Consider the following 20,280-nt stretch of genomic DNA (forward strand, 5'->3'; position numbering starts at 1 on the left):
TTCCATTATATCCTAAATCACGAATTTTCTCCAGTTTTAGCTAAAAAAATAAGGAGTGAGATAGCATTTAGTTCCATCCCACTCCTGTAAAGTTGCTGAGTTTGAAAAACGAACAGTCTTGAGACTTGTTTCGCAAATTCTATCTTGCAACTTCAAAGCTATACTTTGAACAATCAACCACTGCATCGTTATTTTATGACACAGTATGATTTAAGGCTGAAAACATTCTCCCAGCCTATTTTCATTATTTACCTAATTTTGCTTTAGCTGCATCTGCAAGAGCTGTGAAAGCTGCTGCATCGTTGATAGCCAAGTCAGCCAGCATTTTACGGTTTACTTCAATTTCAGCCAATTTCAAACCGTGCATCAATTGTGAGTATGACAAACCATTCATACGAGCTGCCGCATTGATACGTGTAATCCACAATTTGCGGAAATCACGTTTCTTTTGACGACGGTCACGGTATGCATAGTAGTAAGAATTCATTACTTGTTCTTTTGCAGTACGGAACAAGATATGTTTTGCACCATAGTAACCTTTAGCTAATTTTAAAATACGTTTACGACGTTTGCGTGATACAACGCCACCTTTAACACGTGCCATTTATATTTCCTCCAATATTTCCTAGAATAATCTGCTACAAAATCTCTTATTTAAGACCTGTCAGCATTGCTTTGATACGTTTGAAATCTCCTGAATGCACCATTGCTGCTTTACGAAGATGACGACGTTGTTTTTTAGTTTTTCCGTGGAAACGGTGAGAAGTGTAAGCACGGAAACGTTTCAAGCCACCAGAACCTGTACGTTTGAAACGTTTAGCTGATGCGCGGTGTGTTTTTTGTTTTGGCATGATATTTTTCTCCTTTTTCTAACTTCTGACAGATTACTTTTTGTCAGGGATTGGTGCTAATTGCATGAACATTTGACGTCCATCCATTTTAGCTCTTTGTTCAATAATCGCAATGTCTTGCGTTGCTTGAGCAAAGTCGGCTAATACTTTAGCTCCGATTTCTTTGTGAGTAATCATCCGCCCTTTAAAGCGAATAGAAACCTTCACTTTATTTCCTTTTTCAAGGAACTTGCGTGCGTTGCGAAGTTTTGTATCAAAATCACCTTTGTCAATCGTTGGACTGAGACGAACTTCTTTCACGGTAACAACACTTTGCTTTTTGCGTTGTTCTTTTTGTTTTTTCTGATACTCAAATTTGAACTTTCCGTAGTCCATAATTTTCGCAACAGGCGGTTTAGCTTGTGGTTGAATTAGAACAAGGTCCACATTTGCATCGTCAGCAATTGCTTGTGCTTCGCTAAGTGGTTTAATGCCCAATTGCTCACCATCAAGACCGATCAAACGAACTTCACGCACACGAATTTCATCATTGATGAATAAGTCTTGTTTTGCTATGGTTTTCACCTCTTTTTTATTTTTAGAGAAAAACAAGAGCGGACTTGCTAACGCAAGCCCGCACTACATGATAGTATTTCATCTCTGAAACTTAATCCGTAGAGCCAGACAACGTTAGTCGCAAGGCGAGAAGCTCTCACTTCTGCTTTTCTCAACTTTTATATAATATCAAGTTTCAGATTATTTGTCAAGGATTTTTTTAGCTTTTTCTTCGATAAAAGCCACAACTTCAGCAATTCCGATACCCGTTGTATCAAAATGAATGGCATCAACTGCTGGTTTTAAAGGAGAAACCGCTCGGTGACTGTCTTTATAGTCCCGCTCTGCAATTTCTTTTTTCAAAGTTTCCAAGTCCGTCGGAATGCCTTTTTCAAGATTTTCTTTATAACGGCGCTCAGCTCTTTCGTCAACTGAGGCTACGAGAAAAATTTTTAATTCCGCATGAGGTAGCACAACCGTTCCAATGTCACGGCCGTCCATGACAATACCACCTTGAGATGCAATTTCTCGCTGTAAATCCACCAACTTTTCTCGTACTTCTGGAATTGCAGATACCCAAGAGACATTGTTGGTCACTTCGTTTTCACGAATCGGATGCGTCACATCTACATCTCCAACAAAAACAAGCTGCTCCCCATTTTTATCACGCCCAAAACTAACTGGATAAGTGTCTAATAATGCGACAATTTCAGACCACTTTTCTGCAGATAAATCATTTTGTAAAGCTAAGTACGTCGCCGCACGATACATAGCGCCTGTATCCAAGTAAGTGTAGTCGAAATCTTTCGCAATAATCTTAGCAACCGTTGACTTTCCGCTTGAAGCCGGACCATCAATGGCAATTTGAATTTGTTTCATTCTACACTCCTATCGAATTTTCACCACATCACCTGGATTGGCATACCAAGCGCCTGTTGTCATATGAGAAGGATTCAAACGCTCCAATTCAGCAATCGAAATCCCTGCACGCACAGCAATGGCCGCCTCACCTTCTCCAGCTTGAACAGTAAGCGTTCCTTCAGATGATTGCGTTTGACTGCTATCACTTGTTGCCTTAGAAGACTCTGGAACGCTAGAACTTTCACTTGGTTTGCTGGTAGCCTTAGTATTATAAAAGCCCTGTGTTGCTGCTTTTTTGCTGCTTCCGCCAGTTGATAAATAAATCATCATACCTACAATGGTAATCACCATGATGAAAAAAATAACCGCTAAAATTGTCAACACACGATTGGCCGCTACATCGCTCGTTTTTTTACTTCTCGTCAATTCTTTTTCTCCCTTGTCGTAAATATCTTCTTCCCATGGATCCTTTGCCATGACTTCCTCCTTGTATTTTTTCCAAATTCCGATTACAATATGAGTATGAAAGTGACACTCATTCCTGAACGATGCATTGCCTGCGGGCTTTGCCAAACCTATTCTGAACTATTTGATTATCATGACAATGGCATTGTTAAATTTCATCAAGACGATGAACTTCTGGAAAAAGAAATTCCTGAAACACCTGATGTTATTGAAGCTATCAAAAACTGTCCTACAAAAGCTCTTAAGAAAGAGTAGTTTTTTTAGGATGAGCATAATAGGTTTCAAAATAGTCTACGTGGGTGAAGTTGTCCATTAGTTCAACTTCACCTTTAAAATGATCATTCAAAGCCAAAGCGTTTACAAAATACTTCTTAGGCCACTTACGCATACAAAACGTACGGCCTTTTTCTTTGCCATCAAATAAAAGAGTAATAGAAGTTTTTGTCACTTCTACTTTACGAATTGTTGAAATTTCAATCTTCGAAGGTGTAAATGGATTTGCCGTAGTAATTCTTAAAATCCCGTTGTCATATATCGTAAAATATCTATGTACACCAATCCCCAATAATACCATGAACAAAAAGAAAGATAAAAGAACTAAAAACGGAACTTCTGAACTCTCAAATAAAAATGCAAAACCTATAAAAATCGGAATGACCGATAAAGACCAATAAATGATTAGAAGAGAAAGATCTGGTTGCCAATGATAGCGCAACTGACCAAATATCTTTATCATGTCTACACCCCCTCTTATATAGTTTATCATAAAAAAAAGAAAAATGGGAGTGAGATTGGACAACAAAAGAAAAAATTAAGGAAGTGAAAGAATACTAGCTCTAATCCCTTATTAAATTAGTCGAAAATGGCAGATGTGATAGAGATAATCGCCTCAACGAAAATGAAAATAGGTCAAATTCCACTTTCTCAAGATTCAGCCGATAGAGTTAAATCTTATATTTTCATTTTTAATAGATTTCCAATATTTTGAGCTGTTCGGATGAGATTTTCTTCTGCCTTGGCTAAAGTAATAGCTAGAGGTTCGACTTGAGAAATGATTGGAAAAGCAGCTTGAATGTTTTCTGCCGGAAAATAAGGTAAGTCATCGCTTAAACTACCACAAATAGCAATAACGGGGACATTCCTTGGTGTTCTTCTTGCCACTCCAATCGGAGCTTTGCCTGCCAGACTTTGCTGATCCATTCGTCCTTCACCCACGATGACTAAATCAACCTTTTTGACACGATTATCAAAATCAAGCAAGTTAAGACAAGTGTCAATTCCTGAAACGATTTTTCCATGCGCAAATGTCACCAGACCAGCCGCCATTCCTCCTCCGGCACCTGCACCAGCCAGTGAAAAGATTGTTGGATTAGCTTGTTTATAAAAGGTTGCCATTGCCTGATCCACTTGAGAAAATAGCAGAGCGGGTAAACCTTTTTGTCCTCCAAAGACGTATGTGGCGCCGTTTTCACCACAGAGAGGATTCGTGACATCTGTCAAAATCTGAATGTCCAGATTTTCCAAAATTGCAGGAACATTATCAGCTGAAATGCGAGCCACACGGTCTAAAGAGATACCCTTTGCTTGAAGCAGGTGATTGTCTTTATCAAAAAATTCATAACCCAGTCCAGCTGCCATTCCAATTCCACCATCATTGGTAGCTGAGCCCCCTACACCAATATAAATCTGCCGCACACCTTCCTTGGCTAGATACAAAATTAACTCTCCTAATCCTCTGGTATCAAGAGTCAAAGGGTTTCTTTTTTCTGATGAGATACTCGCCAACCCAATCAAGTCAGCCATTTCAAAGAGAGCCACATCGCCTTTACGAGCATATTTCATCGAAACAGGTTCTCCGAAAGGCCCAGTTACGATGTGAGTATAAGTGTCTAACTGCAAGGCTGCAGTTAGAGCTGCCATTGTTCCCTCACCACCATCTCCAATGGGTAGCAAGTCAAATGTTGCTTCAGGGAGTGCCTTGGAAAAACCTGCTTTTATAGCCTCTGCAACACTTTGGGCTGATAAACTTTCTTTAAAAGAATCCGGTACAATTAAAATATGCATGGCTTAGTCCTCACTTTCTATCTCTTCCAAAAGTTTTATGACCTGATACAAGTCCGTTTGATTGATTTGATACGGCGCTTGTTCTCTCACAAAAGGCTTGGCATTAAAAGCAATCCCGATTCCTGCCGTCAATATCATCGGTAGGTCATTGGCACCGTCTCCTACAGCAATGGTTTGAGCAAGAGTCAAATTATTTTCCCCCGCCCATTGTCTTAGTATTGCTTTTTTGACTTCTTTTGTGACAATTGTTCCTAAAACTTTGCCGGTTAGCTTACCATCTTTCACTTCTAAACGATTAGCTTTTACATAATCTACGTTCAATTTCGTGGCTAATTCGTCTACCATTTCATGAAATCCGCCTGATACAATGCCAACCTTGTATCCACGCTGATGCATTTCCTCTATCAACTCTTGAGCACCTTTGCTAAAATGAATTTTCTTAGAAACTCGTTTAAAAATTGTTTCAGGAAGTCCTTTGAGCAAAGTCACACGTTCTATCAGAGCCGTTTCAAAATCATATTCCCCTTGCATAGCCCGTTCTGTAATAGCTGCGACTTGCTCACCAACTCCTGCTGCAGCACCTAGCAAATCGATTCCTTCTTCTCTAATCAAGGTACTGTCTACATCCAGTACCAATAATCCTCTTGTTTTCACATCATCACCTCATATATTGCTTGTATTATATAAAAAATTGATTGACAAAACAAGTTGCAATAGAAAGAAAAAAGCCTCGTTTGCCGTACAAACAAGAGCTTCTTTACTTTATTCAATACCAATTTCAGCGCGCACAATATCTGCAATTGTACCAACGTAATAGTCTACTTCTTCGTGGCTTGGTGCTTCTGCCATGACCCGTAAAAGTGGTTCTGTTCCGCTTGGACGAACAAGAATACGACCATTGCCAGCCATTTCCGCTTCCATTTTTTCAATCACCGCTTTAATATCAGGTACTTCCATGGCCTTGTGCTTCATGCTGTTTTCAACACGGATATTGACCAATTTTTGTGGATAAATCGTTACTTCTGACGCTAATTCAGACAAAGGTTTACCTGTTTCTTTCATCACTTTTGTCAATTGAACGGCTGTCAGCTGACCGTCACCCGTCGTATTATAATCCATGATGATTACGTGACCAGATTGCTCACCGCCCAAATTGTAACCAGATTTGCGCATTTCTTCTACAACATAGCGGTCACCAACAGCTGTAATCACCTTGTTAATGCCTTCACGATCCAAAGCTTTATGGAAACCAAGATTTGACATAACAGTTGTTACAATTGTATTTTGAGCAAGCAAACCTTTTTCAGAGAGGTATTTCCCAATGATATACATGATTTTATCGCCATCGACAATCTCACCGTTCTCATCAACTGCAATCAAGCGATCGCTATCGCCGTCAAATGCCAGACCAAGTGCTGAACCTGATTCACGGACTGTTTCTTGCAATTTTTCAGGATGTGTAGAGCCAACATTCAAGTTGATATTTAGCCCATCTGGATTTTCCCCGATGACCGTCAATCTAGCTCCCAAATCCGCAAATACCTGACGAGCACTGGTTGAAGCAGCACCATTTGCTGTATCAAGAGCAACTTTCATTCCGTCTAAATCAAGACCAGTAGATACGAGATATTGTTGATATTTGCGCAATCCTTCTGGATAATCCATAAGAGTTCCTAAACCTTCCGCACTTGGACGCGGTAAATCGTCTTCTTTGGCATCAAGAAGAGCTTCAATTTCCAATTCACGCTCATCGTCCAATTTATAGCCATCGCCACCAAAGAATTTAATACCGTTGTCAAGTGCTGGATTGTGGCTAGCTGAAATCATGACACCAGCACTTGCTCTCTCAGATTTCACCAGATAAGCAACGCCTGGTGTAGCAATAACTCCGAGCTTATAAACACGAATCCCAACAGACAGAAGTCCAGCTACTAAAGCACTTTCCAGCATTTCTCCTGAAATACGTGTGTCACGTCCTACAAAGACACGGGGTACATCTTTCTCATGCTGGCTTAATACATAACCACCAAAACGCCCTAATTTAAAAGCTAACTCTGGTGTTAACTCCACATTTGCTTCTCCACGAACTCCGTCCGTTCCGAAATATTTTCCCATTTTTATAAAATCCTTTCAATACTTTTATTTGGATGAGCTCGTAGAACTCGAAGACGAACTTGATGATTTAACAGTAATTTTTATGGTTGTCTCATAAGGAGTAATCACACTTGGCAAAACTGTGCCATTTGCATCAACTGCTTGTAGTGGGGCATTTCCTGAATAGTTAGCGGATATTTTTTCACTAGTTGGCACTACCGCTTCTACATGATCGACCTTAGCCAGCGTATCTTCGTCACTTGTAACAGTTACCTTACTGTCACCAACCGTCACGCGATCAACCATCAACCCATCTGCTAACTGGGCTGAACTGATAGTTGTTTTCACTTCAACTGTCTTGCTTGCTTTCTTGCCAACTTTCACTGTAATCTTAGCTGGTGTGACAGTCGCAGTTAACCCACTTGGTAAATTTTTAATTGCTAAAGGTACTTCTCTCATTCCTTCTGTAGATTTTGTCAAATCTGCCACAACCTTGAATTTTCGTGTACTTTCTTGCATTTCACTAGCAAGAGTCACACGATTAGAACCAGTTAACACCACTGATACTTCAGATGAAAAACCACTAATAAAATACTTTTCACTATCGTATTTAATGTCAATTGGAACACTAGGCAAGGTATTAGTGTACGTTTCAGACGTAGTTTGTCTAGCACTTGAATTATTTTGATAATTTGTCGTTGTTGCATAAATAAATAAAACAGCAGCAAAAAAAATGGAAGAAACGATATACCAAATCTGTTTACGATTTTTCATGTTTCCGACCTCCTAGCACACGATTTCTAAATGGTGATTTTGGTTGTTCATCTGAAATCAGCACTTTCCGCAATTCTGCTTCAAATTCTTCTAAGGTCAAATCGTGTTTGAAAACTCCATTATGTGTAATTGAAATCCCTCCCGTTTCCTCCGACACTACAAAAGTAAGAGCGTCTGACACTTCTGAAAGACCGATTGCTGCACGATGACGCGTTCCAAATTCCTTAGAAATCCCTGTGTTTTCTGTGAGCGGAAGATAAGCGCAAGAAACGGCTATTTTATTGTCTCTTACAATGACAGCTCCGTCATGTAGCGGTGTATTAGGAATGAAGATATTGATTAACAACTCACCTGATACATCGGCATCTAAAGGAATCCCTGTTGCAATGTATTCTTGCAAGGTTCTGCTACCTTGGATAGCAACGAGAGCCCCAATTTTCCGCGGACTCATATAATCCACTGCTTTGACAAATGCCTGCACCATTCTTTCTTCTGAGCTAATGGGTGCTGTCGAAAACAAATTGGTAGCACGCCCCAGCCTTTCCAGACCTGTACGAATCTCAGGTGTAAAAATCACAACAGCCGCAATAACTCCATAGGTAATGACTTGATTGATTAACCAAGAAACCGTTGTTAAACCAATTGCATTGGCAAGAATCTGAGCCAGTACAAAAATTAAAACCCCTCGAACGAGAATCATAATCTTAGTGCCAGCGATTGCTTTTGTAAAATAAAATAAAATCCAAGCAACTAGTGCAATATCGATAATATTGATGACAATACTCCAAGGACTAGAAAATAAACTAGACCAATATTGGAGATTGGACAATTGCTGAAAATTCATTTCCAGTGTCCTCTCTTTCTCAACCTAAAAACATTCTTAATTATTATATCACTTTTCAAGATATTTTTCTGTAACCTTCTTTACTTTTTATGATAAAATATTTCTTATGAAGATAAATACTATGTTGGGCACTCTTGCAGGGAAATCCTCCCATTTTGTTTTAAGCAAACTGGGACGTGGTTCAACTCTGCCTGGAAAACTTGCCCTGAAATTTGACAACGACATTTTAAATACACTAGCACGTGATTACGAAGTAGTGGTGATTACAGGGACAAACGGGAAAACCTTGACTACTGCTCTGACAGTTGGAATCCTCAAAGACGCTTTTGACGAAGTAGTGACCAATCCCAGCGGAGCCAATATGATTAGCGGCATTACAACCACTTTCCTAACCGCAAAAAAAGGAAAATCTGGCAAGAATATCGCTGTACTGGAAATTGATGAAGCTAGCCTCTCACGCATTTGCGACTACATTAAACCGAGCCTTTTCGTCTTTACCAATATTTTCCGCGACCAAATGGATCGTTACGGAGAAATTTACACGACCTACCAAATGATTTTGGATGCTGCTCAAAAGGTTCCTACGGCAACCGTCTTGCTAAATGGAGACAGTCCGCTGTTTAACTCTGTTACTCTCAAAAATCCGGTTCAATATTATGGTTTTGATACAGAAAAAGGAGAGCCAAAACTAGCTCATTACAATACGGAGGGTATTCTCTGTCCTAAATGTCAGCACATTCTAAAATACAAGCTCAACACTTATGCCAATCTAGGTGATTATATTTGTGAGCACTGTGGCTTTAGGCGCCCTGAATTAGACTACAAACTAACCCAATTGACCAGTCTTCGTCACAACAGTTCGGATTTTGTCATTGACGGTCAAAGCTATCACATCAATATCGGTGGTCTCTACAATATCTACAACGCTTTAGCTGCCGTTTCCGTTGCTCAATTCTTTGAAGTTGAGCCGACTACTATCAAGACTGGTTTTGACAAGAGCAGAGCTGTTTTCGGACGTCAGGAAACTTTCAAGATTGGCGACAAGGAGTGTACGCTAGTTCTCATTAAAAATCCTGTTGGAGCCACGCAAGCTCTAGAAATGATTAAACTAGCTCCTTATCCATTTAGCTTGTCAGTTCTGCTCAATGCTAATTATGCGGACGGTATCGATACGAGCTGGATCTGGGATGCAGATTTTGAGCAGATTTTAAACATGGATATCCCGCATATGATTGCTGGCGGGGTTCGTCATTCTGAGATTGCCCGACGCTTGCGGGTGACTGGCTATAATGCTGAACAAATCAGTGAAGTAGCTGATTTAAGCCAGGTCTTTGAAAAAATTAAAAACCAAGAAACCAAGCATGCCTATATCCTAGCTACTTACACCGCCATGCTAGAGTTTCGCGAATTGCTGGCTTCTCATCAAGTCGTCAGAAAGGAGATGAACTAATGGTTTATACATCACTAACTTCTCCTGAAAATCGGGATTATACTTATTATTTAAAAATTGCCCATCTCTATGGCAATCTCATGAATACCTATGGTGATAATGGTAATATTCTCATGCTCAAATATGTAGCTGAAAAGCTAGGCGCTCGCGTTCAGATTGATATTGTATCACTTGAAGATGAGTTTGATAAAGATTACTATGATTTGGCGTTTTTCGGCGGAGGGCAAGACTACGAGCAGACCATTGTGGCACGAGATCTGCCTGCAAAAAAAGATAGCTTGGAAGAATTTATCAATCATAACGGCGTAGTGCTAGCTATTTGTGGTGGCTTTCAGCTTCTAGGTCAATACTACATTGAAGCTTCTGGTCGGCGGATTGAGGGACTTGGAATTATGGGACATTATACTCTCAATCAAAAAAATAACCGCTACATCGGCGACATCAAGATTCATAACGATGAATTTGACGAAACCTATTATGGTTTTGAAAATCACCAAGGACGGACATTCCTATCTGAAGACGAAAAACCGCTCGGCAGAATTATTTATGGGAATGGAAACAACAAGGAAGACCAAAGCGAAGGCGTGCACTACAAGAATGTCTTTGGCTCTTACTTCCACGGTCCTATCCTATCCCGCAATGCCAATCTAGCTTATCGCCTAGTGACAACCGCCCTGAAGAATAAATATGGCCAAGATACTCCACTCGCCAACTACGAGGACATTCTAGCTCAAGAAGTCCCAGAAGAATACGGAGACGTCAAGAGCAAGGCAGAGTTTGAATAGAGATATAAAATACAAAAGGAGACTAATGATGAAAGAAAGAATGAACTACATTTTACTGTTGCTCGCAATCCTCCTAACCGCTGGATTGTCCTTAGCTAATATGCAAAGCGTCACCGTCAGTTTTATTCTCTTTCGCTTTAAAATTCCACTGATTTTCTTAATTTTACTCTCTGTCTTACTTGGAGCTATCACTACTATCCTCATTAGTATGCCGAAGAATTTCTCTCTCAGAAATGAATTAGCCAAAGCAAAAAAAGAACTCAAAAATAAAAACTAGGCTGGAAATCCAGCCTGGTTTTTTAAAGTTCGGATTTTACTTTCGGATACGTCTTTTTTTATCAAAATCTTCTTGTCCAAAAATCGGACGACATTATTTTTTCAAAAAAGCTTTGTCCGAAACGAGAATATTCGGAATTTGCTCCAAAAACTTCCTTCCGAAAACTGGACAAAGCCATTTTACCCTAAAACTCCTCGTCCGAAATGTAAAAAATGGCAAATTACTTAAAAGTCACCTCATCCTTCATGAAGGATGAGGTTTTTTGCTCAAAAAAACTCTCATTCCCATTTTAAACGTTCGGTATTTACTCTTGGGGAGGAATTTCTCCGTCTCGAACAAACTTTCTTGACTTAAAAATAGCTCGCTCACACCTGTTCTGCCACTTCTTCCCACTCTGTCATGGCAGCTTCCTGTCGTTCAGTCAGCTGGTCTAGCTTTTGCTGAAGCTCCATGAGTTCGCTTGCGTCATTGGTTGCCTGCATAGCTGTTGTCAACTCGGTAGTTTGCATCTCCAGCTCTTCGATTTCAGCTTCTAACTGCTCCAAACGGCGAGCTAATTTCCGAGCTTCTTTCTGTGTTTCTTTCTGGAGTTGATAGTTGGTGACTGGCTGAGACTGAGCGGGCTCTGCCGCAGTAGCTTTCTCCTCTCTCAAAGCTTCCAGCTCTGCTTTTTTCTCCAGATAATAGTCATAATCGCCCAGATAAAGAGTAGATCCAGTATCAGAAAGCTCGATAATCTGCGTGGCAACCCGGTTGATAAAGTAGCGATCATGGCTGACAAAGAGCAAAGTACCGTCAAAGTCAATCAAGGCATTCTCCAGCACCTCTTTGCTATCAATATCTAGGTGGTTGGTTGGCTCGTCCAGCACCAGAAAATTCTTGTTTTCCATAGACAACTTAGCCAGTAAAAGCCGCGCTCGTTCCCCACCTGACAGCATACTGACAGACTTTTTGACATCATCACCTGAAAAGAGGAAAGCGCCCAGACAATTGCGGATTTCCACTTCTGGTATTAGTTTAAAATCATTCCAAAGCTCGTCCAAGACTGAATTGCTCGGTGTCAATCGGCTTTGGGTCTGGTCATAGTAGCCCAGCTCCACATTTGCTCCCAGATGCTCCTGACCACGGATAAAAGGAATTTGTCCCACAATGGACTTGATAAGAGTTGTTTTGCCAATACCATTTGGTCCGACAATAGCTACTGCGTTAAATTTACGAATATCCAGATTGATAGGCTCGGCCAACACTTGATGATCATAACCGATAGCCGCATCTTCCAGCGTCAGAACGACATTTCCAGAAGGTTTAGCTGAGCGAAAGGTCATATTAGCAGAACGGTTGCCTCTGTCTGGCTTGTCAAGACACTCCATTTTTTCCAGCTGTTTGCGTCTGGATTGAGCGCGTTTGGTTGTAGATGCCCGAACCAGATTGCGATTGACAAAATCCTCCAAAGCAGCAATTTCCTTCTGCTGCTTTTCATAATTCTTGGCCTCTGTCAAGAGCTTCTGCTCCTTTTGCTGAACAAAACTAGAGTAATTTCCCACATAGCGATCCAACGAATGCTGGGTCAAGTCCAGCGTCACAGTGGCTACCTTGTCTAGGAAATAACGGTCGTGACTGACGATGATGAGAGCTCCACTGTAGTTGCTCAAGTAGTTCTCTAGCCAAGCAATCGTCTCTATATCCAAGTGGTTAGTAGGCTCATCCAGTACCAATAAATCTGGCTTTTCCAACAGCATTTTCGCTAGAGCCAGCCGAGTATTCTGCCCGCCCGAAAGCTCTTCTATCTTCATCTGCCACATGGACTCATCAAACTTGAAACCATTGAGAATGGCACGAATATCTGCTTCATAGGTAAATCCGCCTGCCTGACGGAAATTCTCTGACAAGCGGTCATAATCTGTCATCAGTTTTTCCAGATCCGTCCCAGTCAAATCCCCCATAGACAGCTCCATCTGTCGTAATCGCTGCTCCTGCTGACGTAAATCATCAAAAACATGCAACATCTCGTCATAGATGGTATTCTCCGACTCAAAGCGGCTGTCCTGAGCCAGATAGGACAGGGAAAGATCTCGTTTTTTATTGATTTGACCAGAAGTAGGCTCTTCCTCACCCACTAAAATCTTGAGCAGGGTTGACTTCCCAGCTCCATTTTTCCCGACTAAGGCAATTCTATCTCGTTCATCCACTTGCAGGTTGATATTATCAAAAAGAACCTCCCCTGCAAAAGAGCGTTCAATCTTATTTGCTTGTAAAATAATCATAACCCTATTATAGCAGATTCCTATCCCAACGGCTATCTTAGAAAACAAAAATACGGTTCATTTTGACCGCATTTTCATTTAAAACTATTTAAAATTTCTTGATTTTGCATCACAAGGTAAACACCTAATAGAATAATCAAAGCAAAAAGCCCTCATTTGATGATTCCTTTTACAAAACGAATGACCCAAAGAATCATCATCGAACCAATCAGCCACATCACGGCTGAATGATTGAAAAATCCTTGAACAGCTTGACTGCTTTGACCAAAGAAATTCTGAATGGGTGTCGGAACATGTTCTTGTCATGCAGCTGTCACACCGATACGATCGGCAATATCAGAACCACTTTGCCAAAGCCAGGCAAAAATGCTGGAATTAAAGACAAACAAGAAAACTTGCTCTGGGAAACGTCTGATGATTTTAAACATATTTCTTATCATTTTATGCTTGATACAACTCCTTTACTGCTTGAACATCTACTGCTTGAATACCATAAAACGATCCAGCGGACTGCATGACGGATTTTTCTTCATTGTGCTCCAATCCAATCGCATGTCCCAGTTCATGCTCTGCTGTGTTTACGATTCGCTCATAAGAGTAGCCATATTGACTATTCAATAGATAATAACGATTTAGTCGAACCGTTACATTTGTGAAGCGTTTTGTCAATAAATTAGTTTGTAATTCTGCCTCACCTGCCGCACTCACCGTACCATCATTCATCTCTGTAGCCACAATATTGGCTTGACTTTTATCATTTACAATCTGAAAAGTAAAAGCACCTGTCTGATTCCAAGTACGAATGGCTTCCTGATAAGCTGAGCGAAATATCTCATCTTGTGTATCAATATAAACCGTAGCACTCGCTTTATCCCAGCGTGCACCAGAAGTTTGGTGAACATGATTGTCCGATAGCTGTTTGGTCAGGTCTTTTACATTTTGTCCAAGGCCTAGTTGACTATCTTGACCACTTACATATCGATAAATTTGACTGACATCTTACTGAAGTGTTGTCGAAAAATTGCTTTTAGAAGGACTCATGATATACAAGATTCCCACTAAAAAGAGTGCTGTTAATGCAACTGTGTAAACCAATCGCCAGAGCAATCGAAATAACCCAGAAATCAATCGAAATAGAAATCTCATACTCTCCTCCTAATCTAAAATATAAAGAGTAAGTATAATGAGATTCGCTTAAAAAATTCTTAAAATGGGTGCTTGTAAAAGAAATAACAAATCACTGATAGGAAAATGTAATTTCCTATCAAAAAGGGCATCTCTCAAGCAACTTTAGGACAAGCGCTCTTCTACTTCAAAATCAATCGGCAGCCATTTCAGGAATTCCTCTAATTGTTTTTCCCAGTAATACCACTCGTGCTTTCCCAGATTATGATGATAGGTGATATCTAAGCTACATTCGCGCAATTGTTTAACAGCTACTTCATTTGCTTGATAGAGAAAATCTTGCTCCCCACACCAAGCGTAAAATTTAGTCTTTTTATCTGACTTCTTTGCCATTGTCGTCAAAAAATGTCGCTTAACATCAGCTGCTTTCAAATCGCCAAACACACCTTGCCAATAGTTAAGCGTTCCGCCTGGAAGTTCCTCTATATCCACATCATCCAAACCGAGCCCAATAGCACCTGAAAATGACCCTGCATAAGAGAATCGATCTGTCGTCAAGGCTATTTTATAAGCTCCATAACCTCCCATCGACAGGCCTGCAATAAATGTTTTCTCCCGTTTCCGACTCATATTGGGGAAGAATCGCTGCATAACCTCAGGCAATTCTTTTGCTATGGCATCATAATAATTCAACCCATAAGCAGTGTTGGTGTACCAAGCAAGATCTGTTGATGGCATAATGACAATTAAATTTGTATGGCGCAGTAAACGCTCAATATTCGTCCGTTTTCGCCACGAATTTTCATTGCCTCCCATACCGTGCAAAAGGTAAAGAACGGGAATATCCGTATCTACTACCTGACTGGGAGCTACTGTATCCGCATCGGGATAGATGACATTGACACGACGCTCCATTTCTAGTACTGCTGAATGATATTCTATTTCAAAAAATGCCATTTTGTCTCCTTTTCATATAAATGTAAGAAAGGGGTTGGAACAAATGTCCTGACCCCACTATTTTGTCACTATATAAAATGTGCTAATTTAACCTGCTTAACGCACTTCCATTACAACGGGTAAAATCGCTGGACGACGTTTAGTTTGCTCAAAGAGGTATTTCGCAAGATTATCACGTACAGCTCCTTTCAGTTCACCCCAGTCAAAGTTATCTTTTGCAAGATAATCTTCCACTGTTTTATTGATTAAGTCAGAACTTTCACGCAAAATATCACGGCTTTTCTTGACATAAACAAATCCACGCGTATGAACCTTGGCTTTGGAAATAATCTTCTTGTCACGACGGTTTACTGTAATGGCGACGATAAAGATACCGTCTTCAGACAGAACTTTACGGTCACGAAGAACGATATTTCCGACATCACCAATCGCATTTCCATCAATCATGACATCACCAGAAGATACCGCACCAGAAGGTACAAAATCACCCTTTTCATATTCCATAATGCTACCACGTTTTGGAATAAAAATGTTCTCTGGCAACATACCAATTGCCATTGCAGCTTTAGCATGTGCTGCCAATTCACGATATTCTCCTTGAATTGGGAACAAGAATTTCGGCTGCAAGAGGTTTAACATCAATTGCAAATCGCGCTCATTTCCATGTCCAGACACTCGTAAATCTTGCGTAATTAGTTTGACAACACCACCTGCTTGGTAAATCATGTTTTCTACACGCGCCACCAAAGCTTCTTTTGCGATAGACGGTGTTGTAACAATATAAACCAAATCGCCTTCTTTGATTTCTACATAACGGTGACGACCAATAGACATCTTGCGCAAGCCATTGATTGGTTCACCCATACGCCCAGTTTCCAAAATAATCAATTCATAATCTTCAAACTTGGACATTTCTTTAGGTTTAATCAACAGACGTTCATCCACAAGTGATAATTTCTTCAAGCGAATAGCCGTCCGAACGATATTTTCAATGTCAAACCCCGTCAACACAACACGACGACCTGTCCTAGCAGCAGCTTCAAAAACCTGTTGAATACGAGAAAGATTGCTTGCAACCGCCGCAACAATCACGCGCCCTTCCCAATCACCAATCGTATTGCTAATTTCTTTTGCAACTTCGCTCTCACTTGCCACTTGAATCGTACTATCCGCATTTGCAGAATCACTAAGAAGAGCTAGAACGCCTTCACGACCAATTTCCGCCAAGCGAGCAAAATCTGTTGCATAAGACTGACTAGCCGTTTGGTCGAACTTGAAATCACCTGTGTAAACAATATTGCCTTCAGACGTTTTCAAAACAATCCCTAAACTCTCTGGAATAGAGTGCGTTGTTTTAAAGAAAGATACAACCGTACCACCAAAATCAATCTCTGTGTCTTCATCAATCACATGAAAATCATTGAACTTTTTGACCGTATCATTTCCTTTGACAAATAACTTAGCCAACTCAATCGTCAATTCTGAGCCAAATACAGGAACTTTCGTTTCAGCAAGTAAATAAGGCAAGGCACCAATTGCATCTGCATGCCCGTGTGTCAAAAAGACCCCTGCAATACGGTCCTTATTTTCAAACAAATAGTCCATATTTGGAATAACAAAATCCACACCAAGCTGTTCATTTTCTGGATATTTTAATCCGACATCCAGGACGAAAATAGATTCATCCACTTCAGCGATGTAAAGATTTTTTCCATTTTCACGTACACCGCCCAAAGCAATCAATTTAATATTGCTCATTGATTCTCCTTTTCAAATTTTTCTTACTAACGGTCCTTGGAATCCCAAGTCGAATTACAGTTTTGCAAATCTTTTGCATATCCAATTTATTATACTACTTTTCATGATTTTTTTCAAAGAACAGAGCATACAAAAAACTCCTAGTTACTGTTTACCTACAGAAAGCTAGGAGCCGTCTCTATTTGCTAATAAGTGATAGATAGACTTTCAGAAAGTAATTATCTGAAAAGAGATTCTTATGATGTTTCCATCGTTATTTTAATAAAGAATGATTTTCTTGTCCACAACATATCAAAAACAAGTTTTTTCATCTAAAACAATAGCGGTTTTATACCAAAGCGTGAAAATCATTAAAAAGCTTCTACCGACTGCATCAAATAACATTCTTATTTATTCTTACTTTGCGTTCTTTATACGCGATGCAATTCTACAAACCACTACATGACATCTTCAGAAATATTTATCAAATACCTCCAATTAAGAAAAACAATTAGCAAATAGAAACTAATACATCATAAACGATTTAAAATATGAACGTTCCGATACCCATTGGAATCAGCCCTTTCTTATCTTTCTTTAATTATATTGTACACCTTCTTTTTTAAAAAAGCAAGCGTTTACATCCAAATTTTTAAAATATTTTTTGCAAATGAAAAGAGGCAGAATTAACCATTCAAACCTCTTCTCAATGTAGATTTTTATGCTCGTACTGTGACACTTGTGCCGTCTTCTTTATAAAGATTTATCAAACCTTCTTTACGACTGCGTACCATATCACCTGGATAAACCGGATATGGCAAGGAAATCGTCAATAGTTCCATCGGATTTGGAGCCCGATCAATTTTATTTCCATCTGAATCATATAAATCTGTAATGACTGCATCAAAATGACGGAAACCAGGACCATAAAACTCAACTGGGTCGCCCTCATTGATGACATTTCGTTGCCGAATAGTCGCTGTTTGCGTATCAGGGTCATAAGCCACCACTTCTGCCACAAATTTATATTGCGGAATTTTGCGGCGTGCTCCAAAAAGCTGCTCATTTTCAGTTGGTGTATGATAGTAAAATCCCGTTGCCAACTCACGTTGCGCAACTTTCCACATTTCATCTACTAAATCTTGCTTGATTGCTTCAAACTTTTCAGGACTTTCAAGATAAGCATCTACTGCCGCCTTGTAACAATTTGAAACAGTAGATACATAGTGAATAGACTTCATGCGCCCTTCAATTTTCAAGCTGTCTACTCCATTTTCAATCATATCTGGAATATGGTCAATCATGGACATATCCACAGCCGACATAGAAAATTCTTCTGGAATTTCGCCTTTTAAGCTCTTGCGCTCTTGTCCAAAGGGCATATCGTAGAGATCATATTTCCAGCGGCAAGATTGAGAGCAGCCCCCACGATTGGCATCCCGCATGCTCATATGATTAGATAAAGTACAGCGCCCTGAGTAAGAAATGCACATAGCACCATGAACAAAAGCTTCAATCTCCACATCGGTGTGTTTGCGGATTTCTGCTAGTTCTTCCATAGAAACCTCACGCGCCAAAACGACACGTGTCAACCCCAAATCTTTCCAAAATTCTAAGGTTTCATAGTTTGTTGCGCTAGCTTGTGTTGACAAGTGTACTTCCAAACCTGGCGCTTCTGTACAAGCAATGGCAATCAATGCTGGGTCAGATACGATAACGGCAGAAATGCCAATATCTCGCAAAGTGCGGAACCATTCCCCAGCTCCTTCTTCATTTCCTTCGTGGGTTACCATGTTCGCAGCCACATAGACTTTTGCGCCATGTTCACGAGCAAATTGAACGCCCTCTTCCATTTCTTCAAACGTAAAATTTCCAGCACGACTGCGCAAACCATAGGCTTGTCCGCCAATGTAGACAGCATCCGCTCCATAGCGAATGGCGACTTTTAATTTTTCCAACGTTCCAGCAGGCGCCAGAACTTCTGGTCTTTTCAAAGTTTTTGTCATATTCTCGCTCTTTTCCATATTCTAATACTTAGCCTTTTTATTTTATAGCAAAAAAGGCTTGAAAGCAAACTAAAGGTAGCAGATTGTGAATGTTAAACAAGCAGTCACAACTCGCGACCACCTGTATTCCTTATTTCACCTGGTCTGGATCATATTCATAAAATCCAGTATCCAAGAAACGATTTTGGGGATGCAATTGATGAATCTGCTCATCCAAAAGGAAAGCCTGATCATGTGTAAATTGATTGGTCTCAATCAGCTCACGCGCTTGCACAAAGAGTTTGGCAATTTCAACAAAATTGTGTCCTGGCGTATAAATCCCTTCTAATTTCCAATGTGTAAAGCCATGTTCTACCAACTCTCCAAGTTTCGTCATCATATCCAAATCATTATTTGCAAAAATATGCGTCCCATGATTGTCCTCAAAAATAGAATAATGGCTATCTGGGTCACTCGGCTCTGCAAGGAATAAATCACGCTCACGACTCTTTTCGTCATCAATATGAGTGAAATTATAATAATTTTGCAAAAGCGGACGCTTGGAGTGATGAATGACGCTAGCACCATAAACCAAAATCTCAACAGGAATTTCTAACACTTCCTGCATTTTAAACAATTCTGCCGATGGAATTTCCCGTGCTAAAACAGCCTCAGAAGCGCCAGCTTTTTGCCCCCAGAAGTTCACTTGACGACTGCTAGCAACCATAGTCGAGGCATCATAAATCGTCTTAAACGGATAACCATCGCGTTTTAACACATAAAAGACACCGGCATCTCCCACAGTAATATAATCCGCCTGAATATCCACTAAAAAATCAAGAAATGGCTTGATTTTATTCATCATTTCCTGATGTATCAAAGCATTGACAGCAACTGTCAACTTTTTGTCCGCCTCATGTACAAGGGCTGCAATCTGCCGCAATTCATCATAAGAAAAAGTATGGGGTAACCGAAGACCATACTCCTTTTCACCTACATAAATGCGATCTACGCCTGCTTCTAAAAGCTCTTTTACTTGTTCAACGCTCTCAGCTGTCGCTGTAATGATAATCTTTTTCATAGCAAAATTATAACATATTTTTGATTTCTCTTCTATTTTTTAATTTGAAAAGCATTTTTAGCCTTTTTGTAACTGTTATGTAATATTTATCTAATTAAAATCATGATAAAATAAGAGAGTACTGTAAGGAGA

20 protein-coding genes, 2 pseudogenes and 1 other annotated feature are annotated in these 20,280 nt (G+C 40.0%); of the genes and pseudogenes, 4 read left to right on the forward strand and 18 right to left on the reverse strand.

Annotated features, from left to right (window positions below; translation table 11 throughout):
- Positions 1–244: 244 nt before the first annotated feature.
- The 5 genes from rplT to HMPREF2574_RS01820 form a co-directional block, all read right to left on the reverse strand.
- Entirely contained in the window at positions 245–604 is a 360-nt protein-coding gene (gene rplT / locus HMPREF2574_RS01800; RefSeq protein WP_070812123.1) for a 50S ribosomal protein L20, read from the reverse strand.
- A 46-nt stretch (positions 605–650) separates the two neighbouring features.
- A complete protein-coding gene (rpmI, locus tag HMPREF2574_RS01805) occupies positions 651–851 on the reverse strand; it encodes a 50S ribosomal protein L35 (RefSeq protein ID WP_003025048.1) in 201 nt (66 codons plus the stop codon).
- 33 nt (positions 852–884) lie between these two features.
- Entirely contained in the window at positions 885–1,415 is a 531-nt protein-coding gene (gene infC, locus HMPREF2574_RS01810) for a translation initiation factor IF-3 (protein ID WP_003025051.1), read from the reverse strand.
- Positions 1,416–1,430: 15 nt separating this feature from the next.
- Positions 1,431–1,560 (reverse strand) — a sequence feature (ribosomal protein L20 leader region).
- Between the two features lie 26 nt (positions 1,561–1,586).
- Complete coding sequence (gene cmk / locus HMPREF2574_RS01815) at positions 1,587–2,264, reverse strand: (d)CMP kinase (protein WP_024051813.1); 678 nt, start codon at positions 2,262–2,264, stop codon at positions 1,587–1,589.
- 9 nt (positions 2,265–2,273) lie between these two features.
- Positions 2,274–2,723 carry an SAG1386/EF1546 family surface-associated protein gene (locus HMPREF2574_RS01820; RefSeq protein WP_070812124.1) on the reverse strand — a complete coding sequence of 150 codons (450 nt, stop codon included), beginning with the start codon at positions 2,721–2,723 and terminating at the stop codon, positions 2,274–2,276.
- Between the two features lie 45 nt (positions 2,724–2,768).
- On the opposite strand from HMPREF2574_RS01820, the gene HMPREF2574_RS01825 reads away from it, so the two are divergent.
- Positions 2,769–2,966: a ferredoxin gene (locus tag HMPREF2574_RS01825; RefSeq protein WP_106079221.1), complete on the forward strand. Its 198-nt coding sequence runs from the start codon at positions 2,769–2,771 to the stop codon at positions 2,964–2,966.
- Here HMPREF2574_RS01825 and HMPREF2574_RS01830 read toward each other — a convergent pair.
- From HMPREF2574_RS01830 to cdaA, 6 genes are all read right to left on the reverse strand, one after another.
- Positions 2,953–3,447, reverse strand: a complete 495-nt coding sequence (locus tag HMPREF2574_RS01830) for an EbsA family protein (protein ID WP_070812125.1) — start codon at positions 3,445–3,447, stop codon at positions 2,953–2,955. The two genes, HMPREF2574_RS01825 and HMPREF2574_RS01830, sit on opposite strands and share 14 nt — an antisense overlap.
- Positions 3,448–3,662: 215 nt before the next feature.
- Positions 3,663–4,775, reverse strand: coding sequence for a glycerate kinase (locus HMPREF2574_RS01835; RefSeq protein ID WP_024051816.1), 1,113 nt, complete (start codon positions 4,773–4,775; stop codon positions 3,663–3,665).
- Between the two features lie 3 nt (positions 4,776–4,778).
- Complete coding sequence (gene serB, locus HMPREF2574_RS01840) at positions 4,779–5,429, reverse strand: phosphoserine phosphatase SerB (RefSeq protein ID WP_024051817.1); 651 nt, start codon at positions 5,427–5,429, stop codon at positions 4,779–4,781.
- Positions 5,430–5,537: 108 nt separating this feature from the next.
- Complete coding sequence (gene glmM, locus HMPREF2574_RS01845; RefSeq protein ID WP_070812126.1) at positions 5,538–6,890, reverse strand: phosphoglucosamine mutase; 1,353 nt, start codon at positions 6,888–6,890, stop codon at positions 5,538–5,540.
- Positions 6,891–6,914: 24 nt separating this feature from the next.
- Positions 6,915–7,643, reverse strand: a complete 729-nt coding sequence (locus HMPREF2574_RS01850; RefSeq protein WP_070812127.1) for a CdaR family protein — start codon at positions 7,641–7,643, stop codon at positions 6,915–6,917.
- Complete coding sequence (gene cdaA / locus HMPREF2574_RS01855; RefSeq protein ID WP_024051819.1) at positions 7,630–8,487, reverse strand: diadenylate cyclase CdaA; 858 nt, start codon at positions 8,485–8,487, stop codon at positions 7,630–7,632. Before cdaA ends, HMPREF2574_RS01850 begins: the two co-directional genes overlap by 14 nt.
- Before the next feature lie 106 nt (positions 8,488–8,593).
- Here cdaA and murT point away from each other — a divergent pair, with 106 nt between their 5' ends.
- From murT to HMPREF2574_RS01870, 3 genes are read left to right on the forward strand one after another with little or no spacing between them, the layout of a single operon-like run.
- Complete coding sequence (gene murT, locus HMPREF2574_RS01860) at positions 8,594–9,937, forward strand: lipid II isoglutaminyl synthase subunit MurT (protein WP_042753988.1); 1,344 nt, start codon at positions 8,594–8,596, stop codon at positions 9,935–9,937.
- Positions 9,937–10,722, forward strand: coding sequence for a lipid II isoglutaminyl synthase subunit GatD (gene gatD, locus HMPREF2574_RS01865; RefSeq protein WP_024051821.1), 786 nt, complete (start codon positions 9,937–9,939; stop codon positions 10,720–10,722). The genes murT and gatD overlap by 1 nt, the downstream gene beginning before the upstream one ends.
- A gap of 28 nt (positions 10,723–10,750) precedes the next feature.
- Positions 10,751–10,999 carry a LapA family protein gene (locus HMPREF2574_RS01870; RefSeq protein WP_070812128.1) on the forward strand — a complete coding sequence of 83 codons (249 nt, stop codon included), beginning with the start codon at positions 10,751–10,753 and terminating at the stop codon, positions 10,997–10,999.
- A gap of 365 nt (positions 11,000–11,364) precedes the next feature.
- Here HMPREF2574_RS01870 and HMPREF2574_RS01875 read toward each other — a convergent pair whose 3' ends face one another.
- The 7 genes and pseudogenes from HMPREF2574_RS01875 to HMPREF2574_RS01905 form a co-directional block, all read right to left on the reverse strand.
- A complete protein-coding gene (locus tag HMPREF2574_RS01875) occupies positions 11,365–13,263 on the reverse strand; it encodes an ABC-F family ATP-binding cassette domain-containing protein (protein ID WP_070584152.1) in 1,899 nt (632 codons plus the stop codon).
- A gap of 74 nt (positions 13,264–13,337) precedes the next feature.
- Positions 13,338–13,703, reverse strand: a pseudogene (locus HMPREF2574_RS01880) (hypothetical protein).
- Position 13,704: 1 nt separating this feature from the next.
- Positions 13,705–14,409, reverse strand: a pseudogene (locus HMPREF2574_RS01885) (matrixin family metalloprotease).
- 144 nt (positions 14,410–14,553) lie between these two features.
- Positions 14,554–15,345, reverse strand: a complete 792-nt coding sequence (locus tag HMPREF2574_RS01890) for an alpha/beta hydrolase (protein WP_024051828.1) — start codon at positions 15,343–15,345, stop codon at positions 14,554–14,556.
- Positions 15,346–15,441: 96 nt separating this feature from the next.
- Complete coding sequence (locus tag HMPREF2574_RS01895; RefSeq protein ID WP_024051829.1) at positions 15,442–17,103, reverse strand: ribonuclease J; 1,662 nt, start codon at positions 17,101–17,103, stop codon at positions 15,442–15,444.
- Positions 17,104–17,801: 698 nt separating this feature from the next.
- On the reverse strand, positions 17,802–19,088 hold the full coding sequence (locus HMPREF2574_RS01900) for a peptidase U32 family protein (RefSeq protein WP_024051830.1): 1,287 nt from the start codon (positions 19,086–19,088) through the stop codon (positions 17,802–17,804).
- A 130-nt stretch (positions 19,089–19,218) separates the two neighbouring features.
- Positions 19,219–20,148, reverse strand: a complete 930-nt coding sequence (locus tag HMPREF2574_RS01905; RefSeq protein WP_024051831.1) for a peptidase U32 family protein — start codon at positions 20,146–20,148, stop codon at positions 19,219–19,221.
- Positions 20,149–20,280 lie beyond the last annotated feature (132 nt).

It is taken from the genome of Streptococcus sp. HMSC034E12 (assembly GCF_001835915.1).
Classification (GTDB): domain Bacteria; phylum Bacillota; class Bacilli; order Lactobacillales; family Streptococcaceae; genus Streptococcus; species Streptococcus vaginalis.